At 67.4% G+C, this 23,558-nt stretch carries 19 protein-coding genes; 3 read left to right on the top strand and 16 right to left on the bottom strand.

Features of this window, described 5'->3' with window-relative positions; genetic code table 11:
- Positions 1-6: 6 nt before the first annotated feature.
- The 6 genes from ACW4E8_RS01530 to ACW4E8_RS01505 form a co-directional block, all read right to left on the bottom strand.
- Positions 7-1,242 carry a cytochrome D1 domain-containing protein gene (locus ACW4E8_RS01530; RefSeq protein ID WP_456802899.1) on the bottom strand — a complete coding sequence of 412 codons (1,236 nt, stop codon included), beginning with the start codon at positions 1,240-1,242 and terminating at the stop codon, positions 7-9.
- A complete protein-coding gene (locus ACW4E8_RS01525; RefSeq protein WP_456802898.1) occupies positions 1,182-1,544 on the bottom strand; it encodes a c-type cytochrome in 363 nt (120 codons plus the stop codon). Before ACW4E8_RS01525 ends, ACW4E8_RS01530 begins: the two co-directional genes overlap by 61 nt.
- Positions 1,545-1,556: 12 nt before the next feature.
- On the bottom strand, positions 1,557-3,221 hold the full coding sequence (locus ACW4E8_RS01520; protein WP_456802897.1) for a cytochrome D1 domain-containing protein: 1,665 nt from the start codon (positions 3,219-3,221) through the stop codon (positions 1,557-1,559).
- A 220-nt stretch (positions 3,222-3,441) separates the two neighbouring features.
- Positions 3,442-4,086 (bottom strand): 3-isopropylmalate dehydratase small subunit, encoded by a 645-nt coding sequence (gene leuD, locus ACW4E8_RS01515; RefSeq protein WP_456802896.1) that lies wholly within the window; start codon positions 4,084-4,086, stop codon positions 3,442-3,444.
- The gene (leuC, locus tag ACW4E8_RS01510; protein ID WP_456802895.1) at positions 4,079-5,497 is read right to left on the bottom strand and encodes a 3-isopropylmalate dehydratase large subunit; all 1,419 of its coding nucleotides are present in this window, start codon (positions 5,495-5,497) and stop codon (positions 4,079-4,081) included. The genes leuD and leuC overlap by 8 nt, the downstream gene beginning before the upstream one ends.
- Positions 5,498-5,517: 20 nt before the next feature.
- Positions 5,518-6,480, bottom strand: coding sequence for a tripartite tricarboxylate transporter substrate binding protein (locus tag ACW4E8_RS01505; protein WP_456802894.1), 963 nt, complete (start codon positions 6,478-6,480; stop codon positions 5,518-5,520).
- 103 nt (positions 6,481-6,583) lie between these two features.
- Between ACW4E8_RS01505 and ACW4E8_RS01500 the strand changes: the two genes are divergently transcribed.
- Together ACW4E8_RS01500 and ACW4E8_RS01495 are read left to right on the top strand one after the other, a co-directional pair.
- Positions 6,584-7,510 (top strand): LysR family transcriptional regulator, encoded by a 927-nt coding sequence (locus ACW4E8_RS01500; protein ID WP_456802893.1) that lies wholly within the window; start codon positions 6,584-6,586, stop codon positions 7,508-7,510.
- A 117-nt stretch (positions 7,511-7,627) separates the two neighbouring features.
- On the top strand, positions 7,628-8,200 hold the full coding sequence (locus ACW4E8_RS01495) for a DUF2889 domain-containing protein (protein WP_456802892.1): 573 nt from the start codon (positions 7,628-7,630) through the stop codon (positions 8,198-8,200).
- Here the strand turns inward: ACW4E8_RS01495 and mobB are convergent.
- The 9 genes from mobB to ACW4E8_RS01450 form a co-directional block, all read right to left on the bottom strand.
- Positions 8,166-8,723, bottom strand: a complete 558-nt coding sequence (mobB, locus tag ACW4E8_RS01490; RefSeq protein ID WP_456802891.1) for a molybdopterin-guanine dinucleotide biosynthesis protein B — start codon at positions 8,721-8,723, stop codon at positions 8,166-8,168. The genes ACW4E8_RS01495 and mobB overlap by 35 nt on opposite strands.
- Positions 8,724-8,727: 4 nt before the next feature.
- Positions 8,728-9,435 (bottom strand): carbonic anhydrase, encoded by a 708-nt coding sequence (locus ACW4E8_RS01485; RefSeq protein ID WP_456802890.1) that lies wholly within the window; start codon positions 9,433-9,435, stop codon positions 8,728-8,730.
- 15 nt (positions 9,436-9,450) lie between these two features.
- Complete coding sequence (locus ACW4E8_RS01480) at positions 9,451-10,203, bottom strand: peptidylprolyl isomerase (RefSeq protein WP_456802889.1); 753 nt, start codon at positions 10,201-10,203, stop codon at positions 9,451-9,453.
- Between the two features lie 27 nt (positions 10,204-10,230).
- The gene (narI, locus tag ACW4E8_RS01475; RefSeq protein WP_456802888.1) at positions 10,231-10,914 is read right to left on the bottom strand and encodes a respiratory nitrate reductase subunit gamma; all 684 of its coding nucleotides are present in this window, start codon (positions 10,912-10,914) and stop codon (positions 10,231-10,233) included.
- A gap of 48 nt (positions 10,915-10,962) precedes the next feature.
- Positions 10,963-11,637: a nitrate reductase molybdenum cofactor assembly chaperone gene (narJ, locus tag ACW4E8_RS01470; RefSeq protein ID WP_456802887.1), complete on the bottom strand. Its 675-nt coding sequence runs from the start codon at positions 11,635-11,637 to the stop codon at positions 10,963-10,965.
- A 31-nt stretch (positions 11,638-11,668) separates the two neighbouring features.
- Complete coding sequence (gene narH, locus ACW4E8_RS01465) at positions 11,669-13,219, bottom strand: nitrate reductase subunit beta (protein ID WP_456802886.1); 1,551 nt, start codon at positions 13,217-13,219, stop codon at positions 11,669-11,671.
- Positions 13,216-16,953 carry a nitrate reductase subunit alpha gene (locus tag ACW4E8_RS01460; RefSeq protein ID WP_456802885.1) on the bottom strand — a complete coding sequence of 1,246 codons (3,738 nt, stop codon included), beginning with the start codon at positions 16,951-16,953 and terminating at the stop codon, positions 13,216-13,218. Before ACW4E8_RS01460 ends, narH begins: the two co-directional genes overlap by 4 nt.
- 197 nt (positions 16,954-17,150) lie before the next feature.
- On the bottom strand, positions 17,151-18,536 hold the full coding sequence (locus ACW4E8_RS01455) for a NarK family nitrate/nitrite MFS transporter (protein WP_456802884.1): 1,386 nt from the start codon (positions 18,534-18,536) through the stop codon (positions 17,151-17,153).
- Positions 18,537-18,572: 36 nt separating this feature from the next.
- Positions 18,573-19,853: an MFS transporter gene (locus ACW4E8_RS01450; protein WP_456802883.1), complete on the bottom strand. Its 1,281-nt coding sequence runs from the start codon at positions 19,851-19,853 to the stop codon at positions 18,573-18,575.
- A gap of 259 nt (positions 19,854-20,112) precedes the next feature.
- On the opposite strand from ACW4E8_RS01450, the gene ACW4E8_RS01445 reads away from it, so the two are divergent.
- Positions 20,113-21,339 carry an NnrS family protein gene (locus ACW4E8_RS01445; RefSeq protein WP_456802882.1) on the top strand — a complete coding sequence of 409 codons (1,227 nt, stop codon included), beginning with the start codon at positions 20,113-20,115 and terminating at the stop codon, positions 21,337-21,339.
- 44 nt (positions 21,340-21,383) lie between these two features.
- Here the strand turns inward: ACW4E8_RS01445 and ACW4E8_RS01440 are convergent, their stop codons facing one another.
- Positions 21,384-23,522, bottom strand: coding sequence for a PQQ-dependent dehydrogenase, methanol/ethanol family (locus ACW4E8_RS01440; protein ID WP_456802881.1), 2,139 nt, complete (start codon positions 23,520-23,522; stop codon positions 21,384-21,386).
- Between the last annotated feature and the right edge of the window lie 36 nt (positions 23,523-23,558).

The raw sequence follows: 23,558 nt of genomic DNA, 5'->3' as shown, positions 1-23,558 counted from the left end.
GTGCCCTTACATGCCGAACCGTTGCGCGCGCACGGTGAAGAAGATGCCGCTGGGGTTGTCGGCGGGCAGCGTGGCGATGCGCGCCAGGCTGGCCGTGTCGTAGACCTCGACCCGGTTGTCGTCGCGGCAGGACAGCCACAGGGACTCGCCCTTGGGCGTGAATTCCATATGCAGCACGCCGCGGCAGGGATGCAGCGTGCGCACCACCTGGCGCGTGGCGGTGTCGATCACCTGCACCGTGTCGTTGTGGGGGAAGGCGAAGTTGACCCAGACCTGGCGCCCATCGGGCCGTGCCATCACAAAGACCGGCTGGCCGGCCAGCGGCACGCGCGCGGCCTGCTGCCAGCCGTTGGCGGGGTCGGCCACCAGCACCTCATGACGGCCGATCGCCGGCAGCCAGGCCATGCCCTGGGCCATGGCCCAGCCGCGCAGGTGCGGCATCTTGTAGACCGGCAGCGGCGCGCTGCCGCGGCCGTAGCCGGAGAGCACGCGGCGCGCCTGCAGCGGCGCCTGCCACAGGTCGACCAGCGCCAGGCCGTCTTCGCCGAACAGGCCGGCCAGGTACCAGCGGCCATCGGGCGTGACCAGTCCGTCGTACGGCTCGCGGCCCGCGGGCAGGCGTGTCAGCTGCGGCTGGCGCGGATCGCTGGCGTCGATGATCCAGATCTCGCCGGATTCGAACAGGCTGGCGGCAAAGCGGCGGCCGGGCAGGTCAGCCAGCCCCACGACCTTGGAGCGGCGGCCGTCGTTGCCGATCGCCGGCAGCTCGGATAGCGGCTCAAGCGTCTGGGCATCGAACAGGCGGATGCCGCCGGGCGCGTAGTTCTGCGCGGCCACCACGCGGCCATCCTGCGAGATCGCGCCGCCGATGCTGTTACCCGCCTGCAGCACGCGGTGGGTGATGCGGGCGCCGAGCAGGTCCACGCGCGTCAGGCCGCCGTCGCGGCCGAAGACATAGGCGTAGCGCGCATCGCGCGAGAACACCACGCTGGCGTGGGACAAATCGCCCAGTCCTTCCACCGTTGCCAGCCGGGTCATGCCGGTGGTCTCGACAATCTGCAGCCGCCCGGCGGCGCGCTCCACCACCACGCCCAGGTCGCCGGTGCCGCGCACGGCGCTGGCACAACCGGCCACCAGCGCGGCGGCAAGGGTGGCGCACAAGGCCGCGGCCAGGCCACGGATCAGTTGCCTTGCGGCGAGGTGGCCGGCGGCTTGCCGGCCTGCAGTCGATCGATCAGCCATTGGGCTTCATCCTGCGTCATGAAGGGTTGCCAGGGCGGCATCGCGGTGCCGGGCCGGCCGTACACCACGGTAGCGACCAGGCCCTCGGGCGGCTTGCCGGACAGTGCCTCGCGCGTCAGCGGCGGGCCCAGCCCGCCGCGCAGCGTCATGCCATGGCAGGCGCCGCAGTCATCGCGCAGCAAGTGCGCAAACTGCGCCTGCCGGGCAGGGGTGGGCTGGGCCGCCGCGCCGGGCGCTGCGCCCAGCAAGGCCGCTGCCAGCCCCGCCAGTGCAGCGCGCCGCCAGGCGATGTGATTACGCATGGTGGCGCCGGCTCAGTACACGTCGTGCTGCGTGTTGTAGGCGTTGAACTTGCCGGTCGGGGTGACCAGGCGCTTGTCCTTGATCACGGTCTTGAGCGTGCGGGTCTTGTCGTCGACCACCACCAGCGCGGACTCGCCGTCCTTGGTGCCCCAGACCGAGAACCAGACCTCGTCGCCGGCCTTGTTGTACTCGGCCTGCACCACGCGCCTGGCGCCCGCGCCCTTCAGGTCGGCCCAGTCGGCGATCGGCAGCACCTTGTAGCCGGCTTCCAGGTTGCGCGTGTCGAACACCGCCACCGACCGGTTGAGCTTGGCGTCAGGGTTCAGCGGCGTGTCGACCCACAGGTTGGACGACTTCGGGTGGGTCTTGATGAAGAGCGAGCCGCCGCCCTGGCCCTTGATGGTCTGCACCACCTTCCACGCCTGCGCCGGGTGTCCGGCCGGGTCGGTGCCGATCAGGCTGATGGTCTCGTCGCCAAGGTGGCTGGTGGTCCAGACCGGGCCGAACTTCGGATGCGTGAAGTTGGCGCCGCGCCCCGGATGCGGGGTCTTGCCCACGTTGATCAGGGCGGTCAGCTTGTTCTCCTTGGTGTCGACCACGGCGATCTTGTCGGACGCATTGGCGGCCACCAGGAAGTAGCGGCCGGTGGCGTCGAAGCCGCCGTCATGCAGGAACTTGGCCGAATCGATGGTGGTGGTCTTCAGGTTGGACAGGTCCGAGTAGTTGACCATCAGGATCTTGCCGGTCTCCTTGGCGTTGATCACGAACTCCGGATGGAAATGGCTGGCGACGATGGCCGCCACGCGCGGCTCGGGGTGGTATTCGTTGTCCACGGTCATGCCGCGCGTGGAGACCACCTTGAGCGGCTTGAGCGTGTCCCCTTCCATGATCACGTACTGCGGCGGCCAGTAGGAGCCGGCCACGGCGTACTTATCTTCATAGCCCTTGTACTTGGAGGTCTCGACCGAGCGCGCCTCCATGCCGACCTTCACTTCCGCGACGATATCGGGCTTGGGCAGCCACAGGTCGATCAGGTCCAGCCGCGCGTCGCGGCCGATCACGTACAGGTAGCGCCCGGACGCCGACATGCGCGAGATATGCACCGCGTAGCCGGTCTTGACGATATTGATGATCTGCTTGCTGTCGCCGTCGATCAGCGCCACCTCGCCGGCATCGCGCAGCGTGACCGAGAAGAGGTTGTCCAGGTTGTACTGGTTCATCTTCCTGGTCGGACGCTGGGCCACCGGCAGGATGTCCTTGCGGCTCTTCTCGATATCGGCCAGCGAGTACTCGGGCGGGGTCGGCGGGTCGAGCTGGATATAGCGCGCCATCAGGTCGACTTCCGGGTCGGAGAGATCGCCCGAGGTGCCCCAGTTCGGCATGCCGGCGGGGCTGCCGTACTTGATGAAGATCTTCAGGTACTCGGTGCCGCGCGCGCGGGTGATGTCCGGCGTCAGCGCCTTGCCGGTCGCGCCCTTGCGCAGTACGCCGTGGCAGCCGGCGCAGCGTTCGAAGTAGATCTGCCGGGCGTGGTCGAACTCAGCGGCAGTGAGGGTGGGGATGGCGGCTTTCTGTTCCGCCTTCGGTTCTGCCTTGGTGGCTGCATGTGGCAGCCCGAGCCAGAGTGAGAGCGGCAATGCCGCGATTGCCGGGTACAGCCAGTTTTTTGCTTTCATGGGTGCCGTGGATCAGCGGTGAGGAAAGCGGTTTCGTGGTGCCCATGCCTGCGTGGCGGGCACCTGTCGTCATGTGGAAATCATGCGGACACACTGACGACATGGAATTGACTGGCATCAAACGGCGGAGTGGTGCGGGAACGAAGTGTGGGGTGGTTGATCCTTGTCGTTTGCTATGGTGCAAGCGCTCCGTGGAGGCGGCGCGCATGCAAGGCATGCTTCAGGTCGCGTCCAAGCGGTCGCGCGTGCGCCTGGCCACGTTCGTTGTCCACGGGAACGCGGTCCGGTACTGCTGGATGAACTGCTCGATCTCGCCGCGCTGCCGCAGCGACAGGCCGATCATGTCCAGCCCTTCGATAAACATGCGGCGGTGCCGTGCCGACAGGTCGAAGGCGTAGTCGCCGGACGGAGTGTGCACGCGCATCGCCTCGACATCGATGCTGATGGTGTTGCCCGCGTTCGCATCGACATCGTTCATCAATTGCTCGATCACCTCGCGCGGCAGCATCACCAGCAGCAGCCGGTTGTTCATCGCGTTCGAATAGAAGATCTCGCCGAAGCTCGGTGCAATCACGGCGCGGATGCCGAATTGCTGCAGACCCCAGACGGCGTGCTCGCGGCTGGAGCCGCAGCCGAAATTGGCGCCGCTCACCAGGATGCTGGTGCCGGCGTACTCGGGCCGGTTCAGCACGAAGCCAGGGCGCGGTGCGCCGCTGGCATCGAAGCGGTGGTCGTAGAGAATGCCCTCGGCCAGCCCGGACTTGTCGATCCCGCGCAGGAACTGCTTGGGGATGATCTGGTCGGTATCGAGGTTCTCGAAGCGGATGGCGGCGCCTTTGCCGGCGATGCAGGTGTTTTCAGGCATGGGTGATCTCCAGCTTGCGGACGTCGGTGATGACGCCGGTGACCGCTGCCGCGGCGGCCATGGCCGGGCTCATCAGGTGGGTGATGGCACCGCGTCCCTGCCGGCCCTCGAAATTGCGGTTGGTGGTGGAAGCACAGCGCACGCCGTCGGCGAGCACGTCGTCGTTCATGGCCAGGCACATCGAGCAGCCCGGTTGCCGCCATTCAAAGCCGGCGGCGGTGAGGATCTCGGCCAGGCCCTCGCGCTCGGCCTGGGCCTTGACCGCGCCCGACCCGGGCACCACCATGGCCCGGACCCCTGCAGCGACCTTGCGGCCGCGCACCACGCTGGCCACCGCGCGCAAGTCCTCGATGCGGCCGTTGGTGCAGGAGCCGATGAAGACGTGCTGGATCGGCGTGCCTGCCAGCGCGGCGCCCGGTTGCAGGTGCGTGTACGCCAGCGCGCGCTCGACCGAGCGCTGCTCGGCCTCGTCGATCTGGTCTTCCGGGAACGGGATCTGCCCGGAAACCGGCAGCACCTGGTCCGGGCTGGTGCCCCAGGTGACATAGGGCTCGATCTCGCTTGCGTCGAACACGAAGTCCATGTCGAACACGGCGTCCGCATCGCTTTGGAGCGTTGCCCAGTAGCTGAGCGCGGCGTCGCGCTGCGGACCTTCGATATCCACGGCGCGGCGCAGCACATAGTCGGTGGCGACCGCATCCGGCGCGATCAGCGCGCCGCGCGCCGCGGCTTCCACGGTCATGTTGCACAGTGTGAAGCGGGCCTCGACGCTCAGGTCGCGGATCGCCGATCCGCAGTACTCCACGACATAGCCGCGCGCACCTTGCGCGCCGATTGCGCCGATGATCCTGAGGATCAGGTCCTTGGCGGTCGTGCCGGCGGGAAGCTTGCCGTCCACGCGGATGCGCATGGTCCTGGCCATCCGGTAGACCAGCGTCTGGGTGGCCAGCACATGCTCGACCTCGGACGTGCCGATGCCGAAGCCCAGCGCGCCGAGCGCGCCGTAGGTGGTGGTATGGCTGTCGCCGCAGATCACCACCATGCCCGGCCGGATCATGCCGTGCTCGGGCGCGATCACGTGCTCGATGCCCTGCAGCGTGTCGTTGGTGTCGAACAGCGGGATCGCATGCCGCTCGCAGTTGGCACGCAGGTTGGTGGCCTGCAGCGCCGAGGCCGGGTCCGCGATCACGCGGATCGCGGTGGGGTGCGTCGGGATGATATGGCTGACCACCGAGACGTTCTGTCCGGGCACCAGCACGCCGCGATCCTGTTCATGCAGCCCGGCGAAGGCCTGCGGGCTGGTGTACTCGTTCATCAGGTGCAGGTCGCAGTACAACAGCACGTTGTCGTCGTCGATCCTGGCCACCGTATGGGAGTCGACCAGCTTCTGGTATAGCGTCTTGGAGGTCATGGCAACTGCCTTGTCTGTCGTTATTCCGCGGTGATGCCGCGCTGCTTGATCAGGTTGGCCCACACGGGCATCTCCTTTTCCAGGCGCTGGCGCGCGGCCTCGGGCGTGGTCGGGGTGGGCTCGAAGCCTTCCTTGAGCATGCGGTCACGGGTTGCCTGCGCGGCCAGCGCGGTGTTCAGCGCCGCGTTCAGCTTGTCGATCACGGGCCTGGGCGTGCCGGCCGGGGCAAACACCATGAACCAGGTCTCGAAGGCATAGCCGGGCAGGCCCGCCTCGGCCGCGGTCGGCACATTCGGCAACTGCGGCGAGCGCTTGGTGCCGGTGACGGCGAGCGCCTTGAGCTTGCCGCCCTGCACATGCTGCTGCGCGGCCGAGATCACCGGGAAGCTCATGTCGACCTGGCCCGCAATGGTGTCGACCAGGGCCGGGCCGCCGCCCCGGTACGGCACGTGGACGATGGAGACGTTGGCCACCGACTTGAACAGCTCGGCCGACATATGGAAGGTGCTGCCGTTGCCCGCGGACCCGTAGGTCAGCTTGCCCGGCGTGGCCTTGGCCGCCGCGATCAGTTCCTGCAGGTTCTTGGCGGGCACGTTGTTGTTGACCACCAGCACATGCTGCGAACTGGCGACCATGCCGATGGGGGCCAGGTCTTTCAGCGTGTCATACGGCATGCGCGGGAACAGGCCCGGGTTGATGGCCAGGGACACGGTCTGCAGGCCGATGGTGTAGCCGTCGGCGGCGGCCTTGGCCACGGCATCGACGCCGATATTGCCGCCGGCGCCGGCACGGTTCTCGACCACGATGGTGCCGCCCAGGCTCTTCGACCAGGCATCCGAGACCAGGCGGGCGGCGATGTCGGCGCTGCCGCCCGGGGCGTACGGGACGATCAGGCGCACCGGGCGCTGGGGATAGGACTGGGCCGCGGCCGTGCCGATCGACGCGGCACACAGCAGCAAGGCAGTGAGGTGGGCAACTTTCATGGGCGTCTCCTGTGGGTATGACTCGTTATGGAAACCATCGTATCATTCACCCAGAAGAACATAATTCAAACTCAGTTACTTCTTTGTTTCCTTTAATTCATTAATGGACAACCTCTCCGACGTCGCGTTTTTTGCGTGCATCAACAAGCACGGCAGCCTGGCCGGCGCCGCGCAGGAGCTTGGCGTGACGCCGCCCGCGGTCAGCAAGCGGCTGGCGGGGCTGGAGGCACGGCTGCGCGTCCGGTTGCTGCACCGGACTACGCGCCGCATCAGCCTGACGCCGGAAGGGGAAAGCTATCTGGTGGAAGGGGCGCGGATTCTTGCGGAGATGGAGGCGCTGGAGCGCTCGATCACAGGCACCGGCAGCACCCCGCACGGCTTGCTGAAGATCGGCGCAACGCTCGGCTTCGGACGGCGGCATATCGCGCCGGCGCTGTCGGGGTTCTCGCGCCGTTTTCCGAATATCGAGGTCCAGCTCTACCTGACCGACCGGCCCCTGAACCTGGTCGAGCAGGGCCTGGACGCCATGATCCACTTTGGCGAGATGCCGGACGTGCGGCTGACGGCGCGCCTGCTGGCCAACAACCGCCGCCTGCTCTGTGCCGCGCCGTCCTACCTGGAAGCGCGGGGCGAGCCGTCAAGCCCGCGCGAGCTGGCGCGGCACAACTGCATCTTCATCCGCGAAGCCGACGAGACTTTCGGCACCTGGCACCTGCGCCATGGCGCGCAGCAGGAGACCGTCAAGGTCCGCGGCACCATGAGCACCAATGACGGGGAATCGGCGCTGGCCTGGGCGCTGGATGGCCAGGGCCTGATCGTGCGCTCCGAGTGGGATGTTGCGGAGCACCTGCGCAGCGGCGCCCTGCGCCGGGTGCTGCCCCAATGGCAGTTCGCGCCCGCGGATATCCATTTGGTGTTCCCGGCGCGCAACCATCGTCCGGACAAGGTGCGGGCGCTGGTGGACTTCCTGCTGGAGCACTTTGCCGGCCACCGTGCCTCCGGCGCGGGCAGCGCGGACAGCTGCTGGTAGCCATTTGGCGGCGATCATGCGCGGTATGGGGGCCGCGCCACCCGATATTGGGGGGCGATTCCGGCGCCACTAGCGTCCATCATGGCTGTCAATACCAGAAGCCCGATGGAAATGCGCATGGAAACAGCCCCCACGCCCCAACCCGGACGCACGCTGCGTCACACCCGCCAGATCGAATGCCGCGGCTATCTGCGCGACGATGGCCTTTACGATATCGAGGCCGAAATGCGCGACATTTCCGCCGATGCCACGGAAATGCCCTTTGCCCGCGTGCCAGCCGGTGGTTCTATCCACCATATGCGCCTGTGCATGACGATCGACGCGGACCTGGTGATCCAGGACTTCGAGGCCCGTACCGAGACCGGGCCGACACCGTTCTGCACGGAGATCAATGCCGCCTATCGCCAGTTGCGCGGGGTGCGCATTGGCAGCGGCTTCCGCCAGGAGGCCCGGGCGCGCCTGGGTGGCGCGAAAGGCTGCACGCACCTGACGGAACTGCTGTCGCCGCTGGCGACCACTGCGATGCAGACGGTGATGTCGGTGCAGCGCGACCAATCGCCGTGGCATGCCAAGCTGGCGGGAGACGCGCCGTTACCCAGGCCCTGGATACTGGACACCTGCCACGCCTACCGCATCGACGGCGAAGGGGCCAAGGTCATCTGGCCGCTGCATCGCCGCGCAGGCGGCTGAGCGCGCCAGCCGCGGGCATCGCCGCGGCCGCATCCTTCATGGCGAGGATAAAGCCGCCGACCTGCGCGATGTCGTCCAGCGCCATGCAGGGCAGCACCGTGTCCATGCGCGCATCGGTGGCCAGCGCGATGATCGAAGGATCGCCCGGATAGTAGGGCGCGCGCCCGTGCGCCGGCCGGTAGACCTCGATGCGCGGAATCGCCTCGCGCCGGAAGCCTTCCACCAGCGTGATATCGGCCGGCCGCAGGCGCGCCACCTGCTCGGCCAGCGTCGGCTCGGCCTCGTCGGCCAGTTCGCGCACGATGGCAAAGCGATAGGGCGATGCCACCATCACCTCGGCCGCGCCAGCGGCGCGAAAGCGCGCACTGTCCTTGCCCGGCGGCTCCAGTTCCAGCGGATGATGGCTGTGCTTGATCACGTTGACGGTCAGGCCCTGTGCGCGGAACCACGGCAGCAGCGCCGTGATCAGCGTGGTCTTGCCGCTGCCGGAGGTGCCGGTGATGCCTAGGATAAAGGGATGCATGGTGTCAGGGTTCGCAGGATTCGCGGAGTTCAGTTTGGGCGGGCAGCGGGCACACCAGCGGCAGGAAGCTGTCGGCACGCTGCGAATAGGCCAGCAGCGCGCCGGCCTGCAGGTCGAAATACCAGCCGTGCAGCGTCAGCCTGCCGGCCTCCAGCGCGCGCCGCACGAACGGGAAGGTCTGCAGGTTGCGCAGCGACACCAGGATCGCCGCCTGCTCGCAGGCGCGCTGGCGCTCGGCGGCGCTGGCCGCGGCCAGGCTTTCCTCTACCTGCCTGCGCGCCGGTGCCGCGATGCGCACCCAGGCGCCGATGTAGTCGGGGTCTTCGCTTTCGTCGGGCGGCTGGTCGCCGGCGTCGGCCGGCTGCGCCAGCAAGGCGCGGATGCCGCCGCAGCCGCCATGGCCCATCACGATGATGCGGGCCACGCGCAGCTGCTGCACGGCAAACTGGATCGCTGCGGAAACGCCGTGCAGGCTGCCTTCATGGCGGCCGGTGCACGGTGGCACCAGGTTGCCGATGTTGCGCACGGTAAAGAGTTCGCCCGGATCACAGCCCAGCAGCAGACCAGGATCGACGCGTGAATCGCTGCAGCCGATCAGCAGCGTGGGCGGGCGCTGGCCGGTGCGCAGCGTGTCGAACAGCCCGGGCTCGTCGTCGAAATAGCGTTGCTGGAAGCGTTCGAAACCTTTGAGCAGTTGTTCGATGTGATGCATGTCGGCATCCAGGGGCTACTGCACCAGCGGGCTGTCGGCGCCTTCCAGCTCGATGCCTTCGATGCGCGCGCGGCCGATCAGCAGGCTGGCGTACTGCTTCCAGGCACGGTCGCGCGCGGCGCTGGCCAGGGCGCGGGCAATGTCGCCGCGCACCGCATCGAAGGGCAGGCGCGTGCCGGGGCAGCGTTCCAGGATGCGCACGATATGCAGGCCATAACGGGTTTCAAGCAACTGCGGCAGCACGCCGTCCTGCTGCGCGGCGAACAGCGCGCGCTCGAATTCCGGCGCGGTCTCGCCGCGGAACACGCGGCCAAGCCGACCGCCGTTGGCGCCGCTCGGGCAATTGGACAGCGCGCGGGCGTGCTCGGGGAAGGTGGAAGGATCGCCCCGCACCAGCGCCAGCGTCTGCGCGGCGATCTCGCGCAGCGCGTCCAGCGGCACGCGCGGCGTGACCTGGAACAGGATATGGTCGGCCTCGACCCAAACGCCCTCGCGGAAGCGCTCCGGGCGGCTGTCGTAGTGGCGGCGGCAGCTGGCTTCGTCGGGCTCGGGCGTGCCGGCTTCATGTGCCAGCAGCGCCTGCGCCAGCGCGTCGTCATCCAGGCCTTCGGCCGCCAGGCCGATGCGGTCGGCTTCGGCGCGCACCAGCTGGCGCAGGATGGCCGAGATGGTGGCCAGCCGCGCCGGGTTGGCCGCATCGTGATGGTGGTCCAGCTCGCGTTCGATATCGGCGTCGCGCAGTTCCACGCCGTTGACGGTGACAGGCATGCTGTTCTCCTTGTCGGGTTGCGGCGCTCAGCGGCTACGCACCAGTTGCCAGGCGCGGCCGAGGTAGCCGACCGAGGCAAAGCCGCTCCACACATGCACCAGCCGCGTGAACGGGAAGATCGCGAACAGCGTGATGCCCATGAACAGGTGCGCCTTGAACAGCAGCGGCGCATCCGCGACATAGCTGGCGGCGTCGCCGCGCAGCGTGACGATGTGCTGCGCCCAGGTCATCAGCTGCACCATCATGTGGCCGTCCATGTGGCTGGCGGATTCGAAAATGGTGGACAGGCCCAGCAGCAGCGTCACCAGCAGCCACAGCAGCAGCACCTTGTCGCCGGTGCGGGTGACCGCCGACACGCGGGCGTTGGTCAGGCGGCGGTGCAGCAGGATCAGCAGCCCGGCCAGGCACATGGTGCCCATCACGCCGCCGGCGGCCATCGCCACGGCCTGCTTGAAGCCGTGCGAGACGCCCAGCGCATCCCACACCGCCACCGGCGTCAGCAGGCCCACCAGGTGCCCGAAGAACAGGCCCAGGATGCCGACGTGGAACAGGATGTTGCCGGTGCGCAGGTTGCCGCGGTACAGCACCTGCGAGCTGTCGGTCTTCCAGGTGTATTGCTCGCGCTCGAAGCGCGCCAGGCTGCCGAACAGGAAGATGGCGGCAGCGATGTACGGGTAGACGCCGAAGAGGAATTGGTGGATCGTTGCCATGGTGTGTTAGCCCATTGTCTGGTGTTCGGTTTGCATTGCCATGCCCTGTCAGCAGGCAGCCGGCACTGGCGCCTTGGCACGCGGATCGCGCGGATAGAACTTCACCGCCTGCGGCCCCGTCTGCGGCGCCAGCAGCGGTTCCACGCCGTCGGCTCCCGGCCCGAAGGTTTCCAGCGCCTCGTCCATGTCTCGGACCGGCGGTTCCTGCTGCGGTTGCGGCTGCACGTCGGTCAGCGTGCGCAGCACCGCGAACACGCCGGCGTAAGGGCTCTGGTTGCGCGCCAGGCGCTCGCCGATGGCGGCCAGCACGTGGATGGCCTCGCCCAGCAACTGCTCGGCGCGCGCTTCCCTGCCGTCGGCCACCAGCGCGCCGAGGAACTCCAGGAACAGCGGCACGTAGTCGGGCAGCTCGGACGCCGCGGGTTCAAAGCCTTCGCGCCGGTACTCGTCGATCAGGTCGACCATGGCCTGGCCGCGGTCGCGGCTTTCGCCGTGCACATGCTCGAACAGGTGCAGCGAGTGCGCCGGGTTGCGGTCGAAGGTGGCGACGTAGTTCTCCTGCAGCGCGATCAGCGACTCGCTGCGCAGCAGGCCGGTCACGGGGGCCAGCCGCTCGCGCGCCTGCGGCCATTCGGCCAGCGCGGCGTCGATCTCGGGCAGGGCGTCCAGCAGATCCTGCTCGGGATAGCCGAGCAGGGCGCTGAGGATGGGATAGAGGGGCATGGTCTTCTCCGGGCGGTTCGTGGATGCGGGCTCAGCTCATCACGGCGTTCTTGCGCGACTTGGGCATGTCGACAAAGTGGACGCTGCCCTGCGGCTTCTTGCCGAACAGCGCGCCGTCCGAAGTACCGCCCGAGCAGCCGTTGCCAAAGGTGAAGCCGCAACTTGCCTTGTCGTTGAAGCTGTCCTCGACCATTTCCTTGTGCGAGGACGGGATCACGAAGCGGTCCTCGTAGTTGGCGATGGCCATGGTCTGGTACATGTCTTCGACCTGCGCGGGCGTAAGGCCCACCTGCTCCAGCACGCCCAGGTCCTGCACACCGTCCACCACCTGCGAGCGCTTGTACGCGCGCATCGCCAGCATGCGGTCCAGCGCCGACAGCACCGGCATCACGTCGCCCGCGGTCAGCAGGTTGGCCAGGTACTTGACCGGGATGCGCAGGCTCTTTACGTCCGGGATCACGCCGTTCAGGCCCATGTGGCCGGCTTCGGCCGCCGACTGGATCGGCGACAGCGGCGGGATGTACCAGACCATCGGCAGGGTTCGGTACTCCGGGTGCAGCGGGAATGCAATCTTCCACTCGCACGCCATCTTGTAGACCGGCGACTTGCGCGCGGCATCCAGCCAGCTTTGCGGAATGCCCTGGCGCAGCGCCTCGGCCTGTACCGCGGGATCGTGCGGGTCGAGGAAGACGTCGAGCTGCGACTGGTACAGGTCGCGCTCATCGGCCACCGCGGCGGCCTGCTCGATGCGGTCGGCGTCGTACAGCATCACGCCGAGGTAGCGGATGCGGCCGACGCAGGTTTCGGAGCAGACCGTGGGCTGGCCGGCTTCAATGCGCGGATAGCAGAACAGGCATTTCTCGGCCTTGCCGCTCTGCCAGTTGAAGTAGATCTTCTTGTACGGGCAGCCCGAGATGCACATGCGCCAGCCGCGGCACTTGTCCTGGTCGACCAGCACGATGCCGTCGTCCTCGCGCTTGTAGATCGAGCCCGACGGACACGAGGCCACGCAGGCCGGGTTCAGGCAGTGCTCGCACAGGCGCGGCAGGTACATCATGAAGGTGTTCTCGAAGGTCGAGTACATCTCCTTCTGCACGTCGTCGAAGAGCTTGTCGCGGCCGCGCGAGCTGAACTCGCCGCCGAGGTCGTCTTCCCAGTTCGGGCCCCACTCGATCTTTTCCATCTTGCGGCCGGTCAGCACGGACACGGGGCGCGCGGTGGGCGGGGTCTGGACCAGCGGCGCCTTCTGCAGGTGCTCGTAGTCGTAGGTGAAGGGCTCGTAGTACTCGTCGATCTGCGGCAGGTTGGGGTTGGCGAACAGGTTCGCCAGGATCTTCAGCTTGCCGCCCTGGCGCGGTTCCAGCGTGCCGTCGGTGTTGCGCTTCCAGCCGCCTTGCCACTTGTCCTGGTTCTCCCATTCCTTGGGGTAGCCGATGCCGGGCTTGGTCTCGACGTTGTTGAACCAGGCGTACTCGACGCCGTCGCGGCTGGTCCAGACGTTCTTGCAGGTCACGGAGCAGGTATGGCAGCCGATGCACTTGTCGAGGTTCAGCACCATGGCTACCTGGGCACGGATCTTCATTGCGTTGCTCCTTCCTTGTTCGATTCCACGAGCGGCCCTTCCAGCCAGTCGACCTTCTTCATCTTGCGCAGGATCACGAACTCGTCGCGGTTGCTGCCCACGGTGCCGTAGTAGTTGAAGCCGTAGGCCAGCTGCGCGTAGCCGCCGATCATGTGGGTGGGCTTGGTCACGGCGCGCGTGACCGAGTTATGGATGCCGCCGCGCATGCCGCTGGTCTCGGCGCCGGGCACGTTCACGATCTTTTCCTGGGCGTGGTACATCAGGCACATGCCCTTGGGCACGCGCTGCGACACCACCACGCGGGCGGTCAGCGTGCCGTTGACGTTGAACACCTCGACCCAGTCGTTGTCGCGGATGCCGTTGGCCTTGGCCTCGGTCTCCGAGATCCACACGTGCGGGCCGCCGCGCGACAGCGTCAGCATGCGCAGGTTGTCCGAGTAGGTGGAGTGGATGCCCCACTTCTGGTGCGGCGTGATCCAGTTCAGCACCAGTTCCGGGTTGCCGTTGGGCTTCTTGCCCAGCATCGGCGCCACGGTCTTGGTGTCGATGGCCGGCTTGTACACGCACGCGCCTTCGCCGAAGTCCAGCATCCAGCGGTGGTCCTGCCAGAACTGCTGGCGGCCGGTCAGCGTGCGCCAGGGGATCAGCTCATGCACGTTGGTGTAGCCGGCGTTGTAGCTGACCTCATCCGATTCCAGTCCCGACCACGTCGGCGCGGAAATGATCTTGCGCGGCTGGGCCTGCACGTCGCGGAAGCGGATCTTGTCGTGCTCGCGGCCCTCGGCCAGGTGGGTGTGGTCGCGGCCGGTGATCTTCGACAGCGCTTCCCAGGCCTTGACGGCGACGTGGCCGTTGGTCTCGGGCGCGAAGGTCAGGATCATTTCGGCGGCATCTATCGCGGTTTCCAGCTTCGGCCGGCCCTGGCTCACGCCCGGCTCCTGCACGGTATGGCTGAGCTGGCCGATCTCCTTCACTTCATGCTGGGTGTTCCAGTTGATGCCCTTGCCGCCGTTGCCGAGCTTGTCCAGCAGCGGCCCGATCGAGGTGAACTTCTTGTAGATGTCCGCATAGTTGCGCTCCACCACGGTCATCGACGGCGCGGTCTTGCCGGGGATCAGGTCGCACTCGCCGGCCTTCCAGTCCTTCGGTTCGAACGGCTGGCCGAGCTCGCCCGGGGTGTCGTGCAGCAGCGGCGTGCACACCAGGTCCTTGCGCGTGCCGAGGTAGGGGCCGGCGATTTCGCTGAACTTCTTTGCGATGGCCTTGTAGATCTCCCAGTCGGTCTTGCTCTCCCACAGCGGCTGCACGGCTTCGGACAGCGGGTGGATGAACGGGTGCATGTCGGACGTGTTGAGGTCGTCCTTCTCGTACCAGGTGGCTGTCGGCAGCACGATGTCGCCATACAGGCAGGTGGTGCTCATGCGGAAGTCCAGCACCGTCAGCAGGTCCAGCTTGCCTTCGGCCGCCGGGCGCACGTTGACTTCGCTCGGCGTGATCGCATCGTTCTCGTCGCCGAATACGGCGTTCTGCGTGCCGAGCAGATACTTCAGGAAGTACTCATGGCCCTTGCCCGAGCTGCCCAGGATGTTGGAGCGCCACACGAACATATTGCGCGGGAAGTTGGCCGGGTTGTCGGGATCGTCGCAGGCGAACTGCAGCTTGCCAGACTTCAGTTGCTCGACCGTGTAGGCGACCGGATCCTGCCCGTTGCGCTCGGCGGCATCGACCACGTCGAGCGGATTGGTGCCGAGCTGCGGTGCCGACGGCAGCCAGCCCATGCGTTCGGAGCGCGCGTTCAGGTCCAGCAGCGAGAGGCCGTCATAGCGCTTGCGGTCGGCGGTGGGCGAGAGGATCTCGTCGACGCCAAGCTTCTCGTGGCGCCACTGGCTGGTGTGGTTGTAGAAGAACGAGGTGCCATTCATCTGGCGCGGCGGGCGCGACCAGTCCAGGCCGAAGGCGAGCGGGGCCCAGCCGAACTGCGGGCGCAGCTTTTCCTGGCCGACATAGTGGGCCCAGCCGCCGCCGCTCTTGCCGATGCAGCCGCACATCATCAGCAGGTTGATGATGCCGCGGTAGATCATGTCGTTGTGGTACCAGTGGTTGAGCGCGGCACCGACGATCACCATGCTCTTGCCTTGCGTGCGGTCGGCGTTGTCGGCGAACTCGCGCGCCACCTGGGTCACCAGGCGCGCCGGCACGGAGGTGTGCTTTTCCTGCCAGGCGGGGGTGTAGGGCACATCGTCTTCATACGACGCGGCCACGTTCGGGCCGCCCAGGCCCTGGTCGACACCGTAGTTGGCCATCTGCAGGTCATACACGGTGGCGACCAGCGCGGTGCTGCCATCGGCCAGCGTCAGCCGGCGGGCCGGCACGCGGCGGCGCAGCAGCTCGTCGTGTTCGCTGCCGAAGTAGGGGAAGCCGACTTCGACCACTTCGTCATGCTGGCTGACCAGCGACAGGCGCGGATCGATGGTGCGGCCGCTGCCGCCGTCCTTCATTTCCAGGTTCCAGCGGCCCACCTTCTCGCCGCCGTTGTGCGCGGCTTCGCCCCAGCGGAAGCCGATCGAGCCATTGGGGGCGACGATCTCACCGGTGGCGTCGTCAATCTGCAGGGTCTTCCACTCGGGATGGTTGGCTTCGCCGAGGTTATTGGCGAGGTGCGACGCGCGCAGGAAGTGGTCCGGCACCAGCGTGCCCTGGTTCTCACGCAGCAGCACCAGCATCGGCATGTCGGTGTACTGCTTCACGTAGTCGCGGAAGTAGGCGGACTTGCCGCTGGCGTGGAATTCCTTCAGCACCACGTGGCCCATGGCCATCGCCAGGGCGGCGTCGGTGCCTTGCTTCGGCGCCAGCCAAATGTCGCCGAACTTGACCATCTCGCCAAAGTCGGACGACACCGCCACGGTCTTGGTGCCCTTGTAGCGGACCTCGGTGTAGAAGTGTGCGTCAGGCGTTCGCGTCTGCGGTACGTTCGAGCCCCACACCATCAGGTAGGTGGAGTTGTACCAGTCGGCCGATTCGGGCACGTCGGTCTGCTCGCCCCACACTTGCGGGCTGGCCGGCGGCAGGTCGCAGTACCAGTCATAGAACGACAGGCAGGCGCCGCCCAGCAGGCTCAGGTAGCGTGCGCCGGCGGCATAGGACACCATCGACATGGCGGGAATCGGCGAGAAGCCGATCACGCGGTCCGGGCCGAACTTCTTCACGGTGAAGGCATTGGCCGCCGCGATCATCTCGGTCGCCGTGTTCCAGTCCGCACGCACGAAGCCGCCCAGGCCGCGCACGCTCTTGTAGCGCGCGGCCTTGACCGGGTCCTGGCTGATCGATTCCCACGCGGCGACGGGGTCCATGGTCTTGCGGGCCTCGCGCCACATTTCCATCAGGCGGCCGCGGATCATCGGGTACTTGACGCGTTGCGCGGAGTAGACGTACCAGCTGTACGAGGCACCGCGCGGGCAGCCGCGCGGCTCATGGTTGGGCAGGTCCGGGCGCGTGCGCGGATAGTCGGTCTGCTGGGTCTCCCACGTGATCAGGCCGTTCTTCACGTAGACCTTCCACGAGCAGGAGCCGGTGCAGTTCACGCCGTGGGTGGAGCGCACGATCTTGTCGTGCTGCCAGCGGCTGCGGTAGCCGTCTTCCCACTTGCGGTCTTCGTTCACCACCGCGCCGTGGCCGTCCGCATAGGTGGACTTGACGCGCGACATGAACTTCAGTCGATCCAGGAAATGACTCATTGCTTTGTTCTCCGCGAGTGCTTTGCTGCGGGCGCTCCGGTGGTTTCAGGCGCTTTGCAGGGACACCCTCAGCTTATGGGGGAGGCGGACGGCAGCCAATTCGCTGGTGGAACAGCCGCCGCATGGCGATCGGGCTAGGCGCCGGGCACGGGACTAGTTCGGAAGAACTAGCCCGGCCGGCGGCGCTGGTGACAGGGTCAGCAGGGCATGGGCGCGTTGCGGCGCGCGTAGTGCCACCACGTCACCAGCACGCAGCTGACGTAGAAGGCGATAAAGCAGTACAGCGCGGCGTCGGCGGCGCCGGTCAGCTCCAGCGAGGTGCCGAAGCTCTTGGGGATGAAGAAGCCGCCGTAGGCGCCGATCGCGCCGGAGAAGCCCAGTACCGCCGCGGATTCCTTGCCGGCCTCCTGCAGCGCTTGCCGCTGCGCGGCATCGCCCTTGCCTGCGGCAGCGCGCTGGCGCTCCGTCAGGAAGATCACGGGGATCATGCGGAAGGTCGAGCCATTGCCGATACCGGTCAGCGCGAACAACGCGATGAAGGCGGCCAGGAAGGATGTGAAGTTGCCGCCGGCGCCGTCATGCGGCAGCGCCGCCAGCACCGCGAACACTGCGGCGATCATGCCGACGAAGGTCCACAGCGTGACGCGCGCACCGCCGAGCTTGTCGGAGATCCAGCCACCTACCGGCCGCGTCAGCGCGCCCACCAGCGGCCCCAGGAAGGCATAGGCGGTCGGGTTCACGCCCGGGAACTGCGACTTGGTCAGCAGCGCCAGCCCCGCCGAGAAGCCGATGAATGAACCGAAGGTGCCCACGTACAGCCAGCACATCAGCCAGTTGTGCTTGCGCTTGAAGATCACGGCCTGCTCGGCAAACGATGCCTTGGCGTCGGCGATGTCATGCATGCCGAACCACGCCGCCAGCGCCGAGACGATGATGAACGGCACCCAGATGAAGCCGGCGTTCTGCAGCCACAGGTCGTGCGTGACGCCATTGGCCTGGTACTGCTGCGGCTCGGCGCCAAGCGCGCCGAAGATGGCCACCGACACCACCAGCGGCGTGACGAACTGCACCACCGACACCCCCAGGTTGCCGATGCCCGCATTCAGCCCGGTGGCCAGCCCCTTCTTCGCCTTGGGAAAGAAGAAGCTGATATTGGCCATCGACGAGCTGAAGTTGGCGCCGCCCAGCCCGCACAGCAGCGCCAGCACCAGCAGCGTCGGATAGCCGGTGGACGGGTCGCGCAGCGCGAAGCCCATGCCCAGCGCCGGGATCAGCAGCAGCGCGGTGGAGATCGCGGTGAAGCGGCGCCCGCCGAACACCGGCACCAGGAAGGAGTAGAAGATGCGCAGCGTGGCGCCAGACAGCGCCGGCAGCGCGGTCAGCCAGAACAGCTGGTTCTTGGTGAACTGGAAGCCGGCGCGGTCGAGGTTGACCGCGACCACGCTCCACAGCATCCAGACCACGAAGGCCAGCATCAGCGCCGGGATCGAGATCCACAGGTTGCGGTAGGCGATGCGTTCGCCCTGGGTTTGCCAGAAAGCCTTGTTCTCTGGCTCCCAGCGGGTGAGTACGGAAGAGGACATGATGGTGTGCCTTGGTTGCTATTGTGATGAAGGGCGTCAGGCGGCTTGTGCCAGGCCGACGGCGCTTTCCTTGCGCCGGCGCTCGGCGCGCTGGCTGTAGTGCATCCACACCAGGCTCACGCACACGGTGCCGTACATCAGCATGAAGCAGCTGCTGCGCACGCCGGTCAGGTCGGCCAGCACGCCGAACAGGATCGGCAGCACGAAGCCGCCGAGCCCGCCGGCCAGGCCCACCACGCCCGAGACCGCGCCGATGTTGTGCGTGAAGTCGTTGGAGATGAACTTGAACACCGAGGCCTTGCCGATGGCGAAGGCGATGCCCACCACGAACAGCAGGAGGGTGAACACCGTGGGCGTCAGCGCAATGCGGAACGCCTGCGGGCCGCTGGTGGTCTGGATGATGAAATCCGTCTGCGGATAGCTCAGCAGGAAGAAGCCGACCCAGCTCACCCACATCACCCACCAGGTGGTGCGGTGCGCGCCGTAGCGGTCGGAGATCCAGCCGCCGATGGCGCGCAGCACGCCGCCGGGCAGTGAGAAGCAGGCCGCCAGGAAGGCCGCGGTCTTGATGTCGAAGCCGTATTCGCCGATGTAGTACTTGGTCATCCACAGCGACAGGCCGACATAACCGCCGAACACCACCGAGTAGTACTGCGAGTAGCGCCACACGCGCGGGTCGCGCATCACGGCGAGCTGCTCGCGCCAGCCGACGCTGGACTTGACCAGGTGCGCCGGGTTGCTGCGCGAGCACACCCAGAACAGCAGCGCGGTGACCAGCATCGCCACCGAATACACGCGCGGCACCACGGTCCAGGTGCCGGCGGCCAGGATCATCGCCGGCGCGACGAACTTGGTCAGCGCCGCGCCCGAGTTGCCGGCGCCGAAGATACCCATCGCCAGCCCCTGGCGCGAGCGCGGGAACCAGCGTGCCACATATGGCGTGCCGACCGAGAACGAGCCGCCCGCCAGGCCGACGAACAAGCCCAGCACCAGCAGCTGCCACAGCGTGTGCGCATACGAGATCAGCCAGATCGGGATCACGGTGGCCAGCATCAGCACGAAGAAGACGATGCGCCCGCCGTAGCGGTCGGTCCAGATGCCAAGCGGCACCCGGATCAGCGAGCCGCTGAGGACGGGCGTGGCGGCCAGCAGGCCGAATTCAGTGTCGCTCAGGCCAAGCTCCTGCTTGAGCGGGATGCCGAGGACCGCGAACAGCATCCAGACGGCAAAGCAGATGGTGAAGGCGAAAGTGCTGGACGCCAGCGTCATTGCGGCGCCGGGCGCGATGGGCTCCGGCGCGCGTGGGTGGGTGGCCATGGCCATGCTCCTGTGTCAACTTTGGCGGGGGTGATGCCAGAGTAGGGGCGGCCACTGGTGCTGCCTATTCGCCGGCCGCACAGCGCACGCGGGTGCGCAGCCTGCCTTTGGAGGTAGTTCTACCGGCGGAGGTCGCCGGCGCGGCGGCGGTGCTATCGTGCAATCAGCGTGAATGGCATCCGTTTGCGCACCTGCGGCAAACCGTGCGCCGGATCAAGAAGCCGGCGCGCGCCGCATCACCTGATTCCCGTAGCCAGCCATGGACACCATCCCCATCCTCCCCGCGCGGCGCTCGCCGCCCCCCGGCAAGGCGCCTGCCGGGCCGCCGCCGCGCGGCTTTGCCTTGTTTGCGCTGGGTTTCCGGCCGTTCTACCTGGGCGGGGCGATGTTCGCCGCGCTGGCCATCGCGGCGTGGTCGGCGATGCTGGCGGGCGTGACCGCAGTCGGCCCGGCGCCGGTGATGCCGGCGATGTTCTGGCATGCGCACGAGATGGTGTTCGGCTTTGCCGCGGCCATCGTGGTGGGCTTCCTGTTCACCGCGGGGCGGGCCTGGACCGGCCAGCCGACGCCCACCGGCGCCGCGCTGGCTGCGCTGTTCCTGCTGTGGCTGGCCGGACGCGTGGGCATGTGGGGGGCACCGGGCACGGCGGCTTTCGTGATCGAAGGCGCGTTCCTGCCGCTGGCCGCGCTGGCCTTCACGCGCACGCTGGCCCGCGCCGGCAACCGCCGCAACTATCCGCTGGCCCTGGCGCTGTGGCTGCTGGCCGCGGCCGATATCGCCAGCCTGTGGCTGCAGGCGCGCGGCCATGAGGCCGGTGCGATGCTGGCCTGCCGCGCCGGCGTGGCGCTGGTCACGCTGTTCGTGGTGGTGATCGGCGGGCGCGTCATCCCGATGTTCACGACCAACGCGATCCCGGGGTTCCGCCTGCGCCAATACCGGCAGGTGGACCGCATGGTGGTGCCGGCCGCGGTGCTGGGACTGGCCGCGGGGCTGCTGCCCTTGCCCGGCTGGCTGGCGGCGGCACTGTCATTGCTGGCCGCGGCTGTGCTGGCCGTGCGCGTGGCTGGCTGGCGCAGCCATGCGGTGGGCAACCGGCCGATCCTGTGGGTGCTGCACCTGGCCTATGCGTGGCTGCCGGTGGCGCTGCTGCTGCAGGCGCTGGGTGCGCTGGGGTTGGTGATGGCGGGGCTGGCGACGCATGCGTTCACGGTGGGCGTGCTCGGCGTGGCGATCATCGCCATGATCACGCGCACCGCGCTGGGCCACACCGGCCGCATGCTGGTGGCCGGGCGCGCGGAAACCGCGGCGTACTGGCTGGTGGCTGCGGCAGCGATGTTGCGGGTGTTCGGGCCGATGGTCTGGCCGGGCGGCTACCTGCACTGGGTGTGGGGAGCCGGGGCGTGCTGGGTGGCCGGGTTCGGCCTCTATGCGCTGGCGTATGCGCCGCGGCTTGCGCGTCCGCGGGTGGACGGCAAGCCGGGCTGAGTGCGCGCGCCCGGCGAACAGCAAAGCCGGGCTGCGCCGCCATATCACTGGCCGCTGTTCGCGATCGCCTTCGGCCGGACCGCGTCAGCGGTGCCCTGGATGAACGCCTTGATCTTCTCGACATCCTCCGCACTCAGCTTGCCGGTGAAATCCGGCATGCCTCGCGCCATCGCGGGTCCCTTGAAAATGAACTTGTCCAGTTGCTCGATATAGGTGCTGTGCATATAGCCCAGGTTGGGGATACTGCCGCCGCGATCCACGCCCGGCACGCCGTGGCAGGCTGCGCAGCTGCTGACATAAAGGGCGGCGCCCGCCTTGACATTGGCCGGATCGTATTTCACGCCAGACAGCAGCTCGCCGGCCCGGGCCTGCACGAATGCCGGCATCGGCGCCTTGCCGCCCACCGCGAAGGTGTAGACCGTGCCGGGGCCGGCACGATCGACCGCGCGTCGCGATACCCCGTACGCACCGCCCCAGCCGACAGCGATCGACACATACTGCTTGCCGTCAACCATGTACGTGGCGGGCGCGGCAATCACGCCGGTGCCGGTCGGGGACTCCCACAGCTTGTCTCCGTTGCGCGCGTCAAATGCCATGAAGCGCCCGTCGGCGGTGCCCTGGAATACGAGGTTGCCCGCGGTGGTGAGGGTGCCGCCGTTCCACGGCGACACGTGTTCCTGCGTCCAGGCCGCCTTTTGCTGCACCGGATCCCAGGCAATCAGGCGCCCGAACGGCTTGTTCGCGGGCGACGGCGAACCGAGCAGCTTGCCGGTGTTCCAGCCCGTGTTGCCTTGTGGCGCGCCGGGCTTGTTGTCATTGAAGACCCAGCGCTTGTCGTCCATCAGGTTGGCGGGAACATTCTGCGCAGGCACATAGACCAGGCCCGTCTGTGGGTTGAACGACATCGACTGCCAGTTGTGGCCGCCGTACGGACCCGGAATGGCGTCGTAACGCTGGTCGGTCGCGCGCGCCTCGGCGACTTCGGCAGGGCGGCCGTCCTTGCCGTAGCCCGTCGTCCAGTTGACGTCGACATAGTTCTTCGCGGAGATGAACTGGCCGTTGGTGCGGTCGAGCACGAAAAAGAAGCCGTTCTTGGGGGCGTGGAGGATGACCTTGCGCGGGCGGCCATCGATCTTCAGGTCGGCCAGGATCATCGGCGAGGTGGAGGTGTAGTCCCAGTTGTCGCCCGGGGTTTCCTGGTAGTGCCAGACGTACTTGCCGGTATCCGGATCAAGCGCCACGATCGAGGCCAGGTAAAGGTTGTCTCCGCCGGCGGGGCTGCGCGTGCGGTGTGCCCAGGGCGAGCCGTTGCCGGTGCCGACGTACATCAGGTTCAGCTCCGGATCGAAGGTGAGCGTGTCCCACGCCGTGCCGCCACCGCCGGCTTCCCACCATTTGCCGGCGGGGTCCCAGGTTTTGGCGGCCTTTTCCATCGATTCATCTTCGAACGGCTTCGAAGGGTCGCCAGGCACGGTGAACCATCGCCACTTCTGCTCGCCGCTGGCGGCATCGTAGGCCGTGATATAGCCGCGCACGCCATACTCCGCGCCGCCGTTGCCGATGATGACCTTGCCTTTGAATACGCGTGGCGCGCCAGTGATCGTGTACGGGCGGCTGCGGTCGATGATGGTGTCCTTCTCCCACAGCTTGCGGCCGCTGGCGGCGTCGAGCGCGATCAGCCGTCCATCAAAGGCAGCCACGAATACCTTGCCCTGGTAGAGCGCCACACCACGGCTCACGACGTCGCAGCAGCCCTTGTAGCCGGTCGACTTGTCGACTTTCGGGTCGAAGGTCCACAGCCGTTTGCCGGTGCGGGTGTCGATCGCGTGCACCACGCTCCATGAGGCGCTGATGTACATGATGCCATCGACCACCAGCGGCGTGGCTTCGATGCCGCGCGTGGATTCGAGGTTGTAGGACCAGACCAGGCCGAGGTTCCTGACGTTCTGGGTATCGATCTGTCCGAGGCGGCTGAAGCGCGTCTCGGCGTAGTCAAGGCCGTAACTGGGCCAGTCACGCGTGGCTGCGGCGTTGGCCTGGATGTAGCTGCCATCGACCTTGCCTGTGGCGGCAGCGATGCGTGCTGGCGAGAGGTCGGCGGCATTGGCGGCGAAGGCCGCCAGGGCGAGTGCAGCGGCTGCGGCGCGCGCCATGGGGCGTCGCCCGCGCTGGGCGTGGGGCATGGGGGTCTCCTCGTACTTGTCGATTTGGTGTTCTCC

This window comes from Cupriavidus sp. CP313 (genome assembly GCF_054072015.1).
The sequence above is the reverse complement of the archived record's forward strand: the minus strand, read 5'-3'. Positions and strand labels throughout refer to the sequence as shown.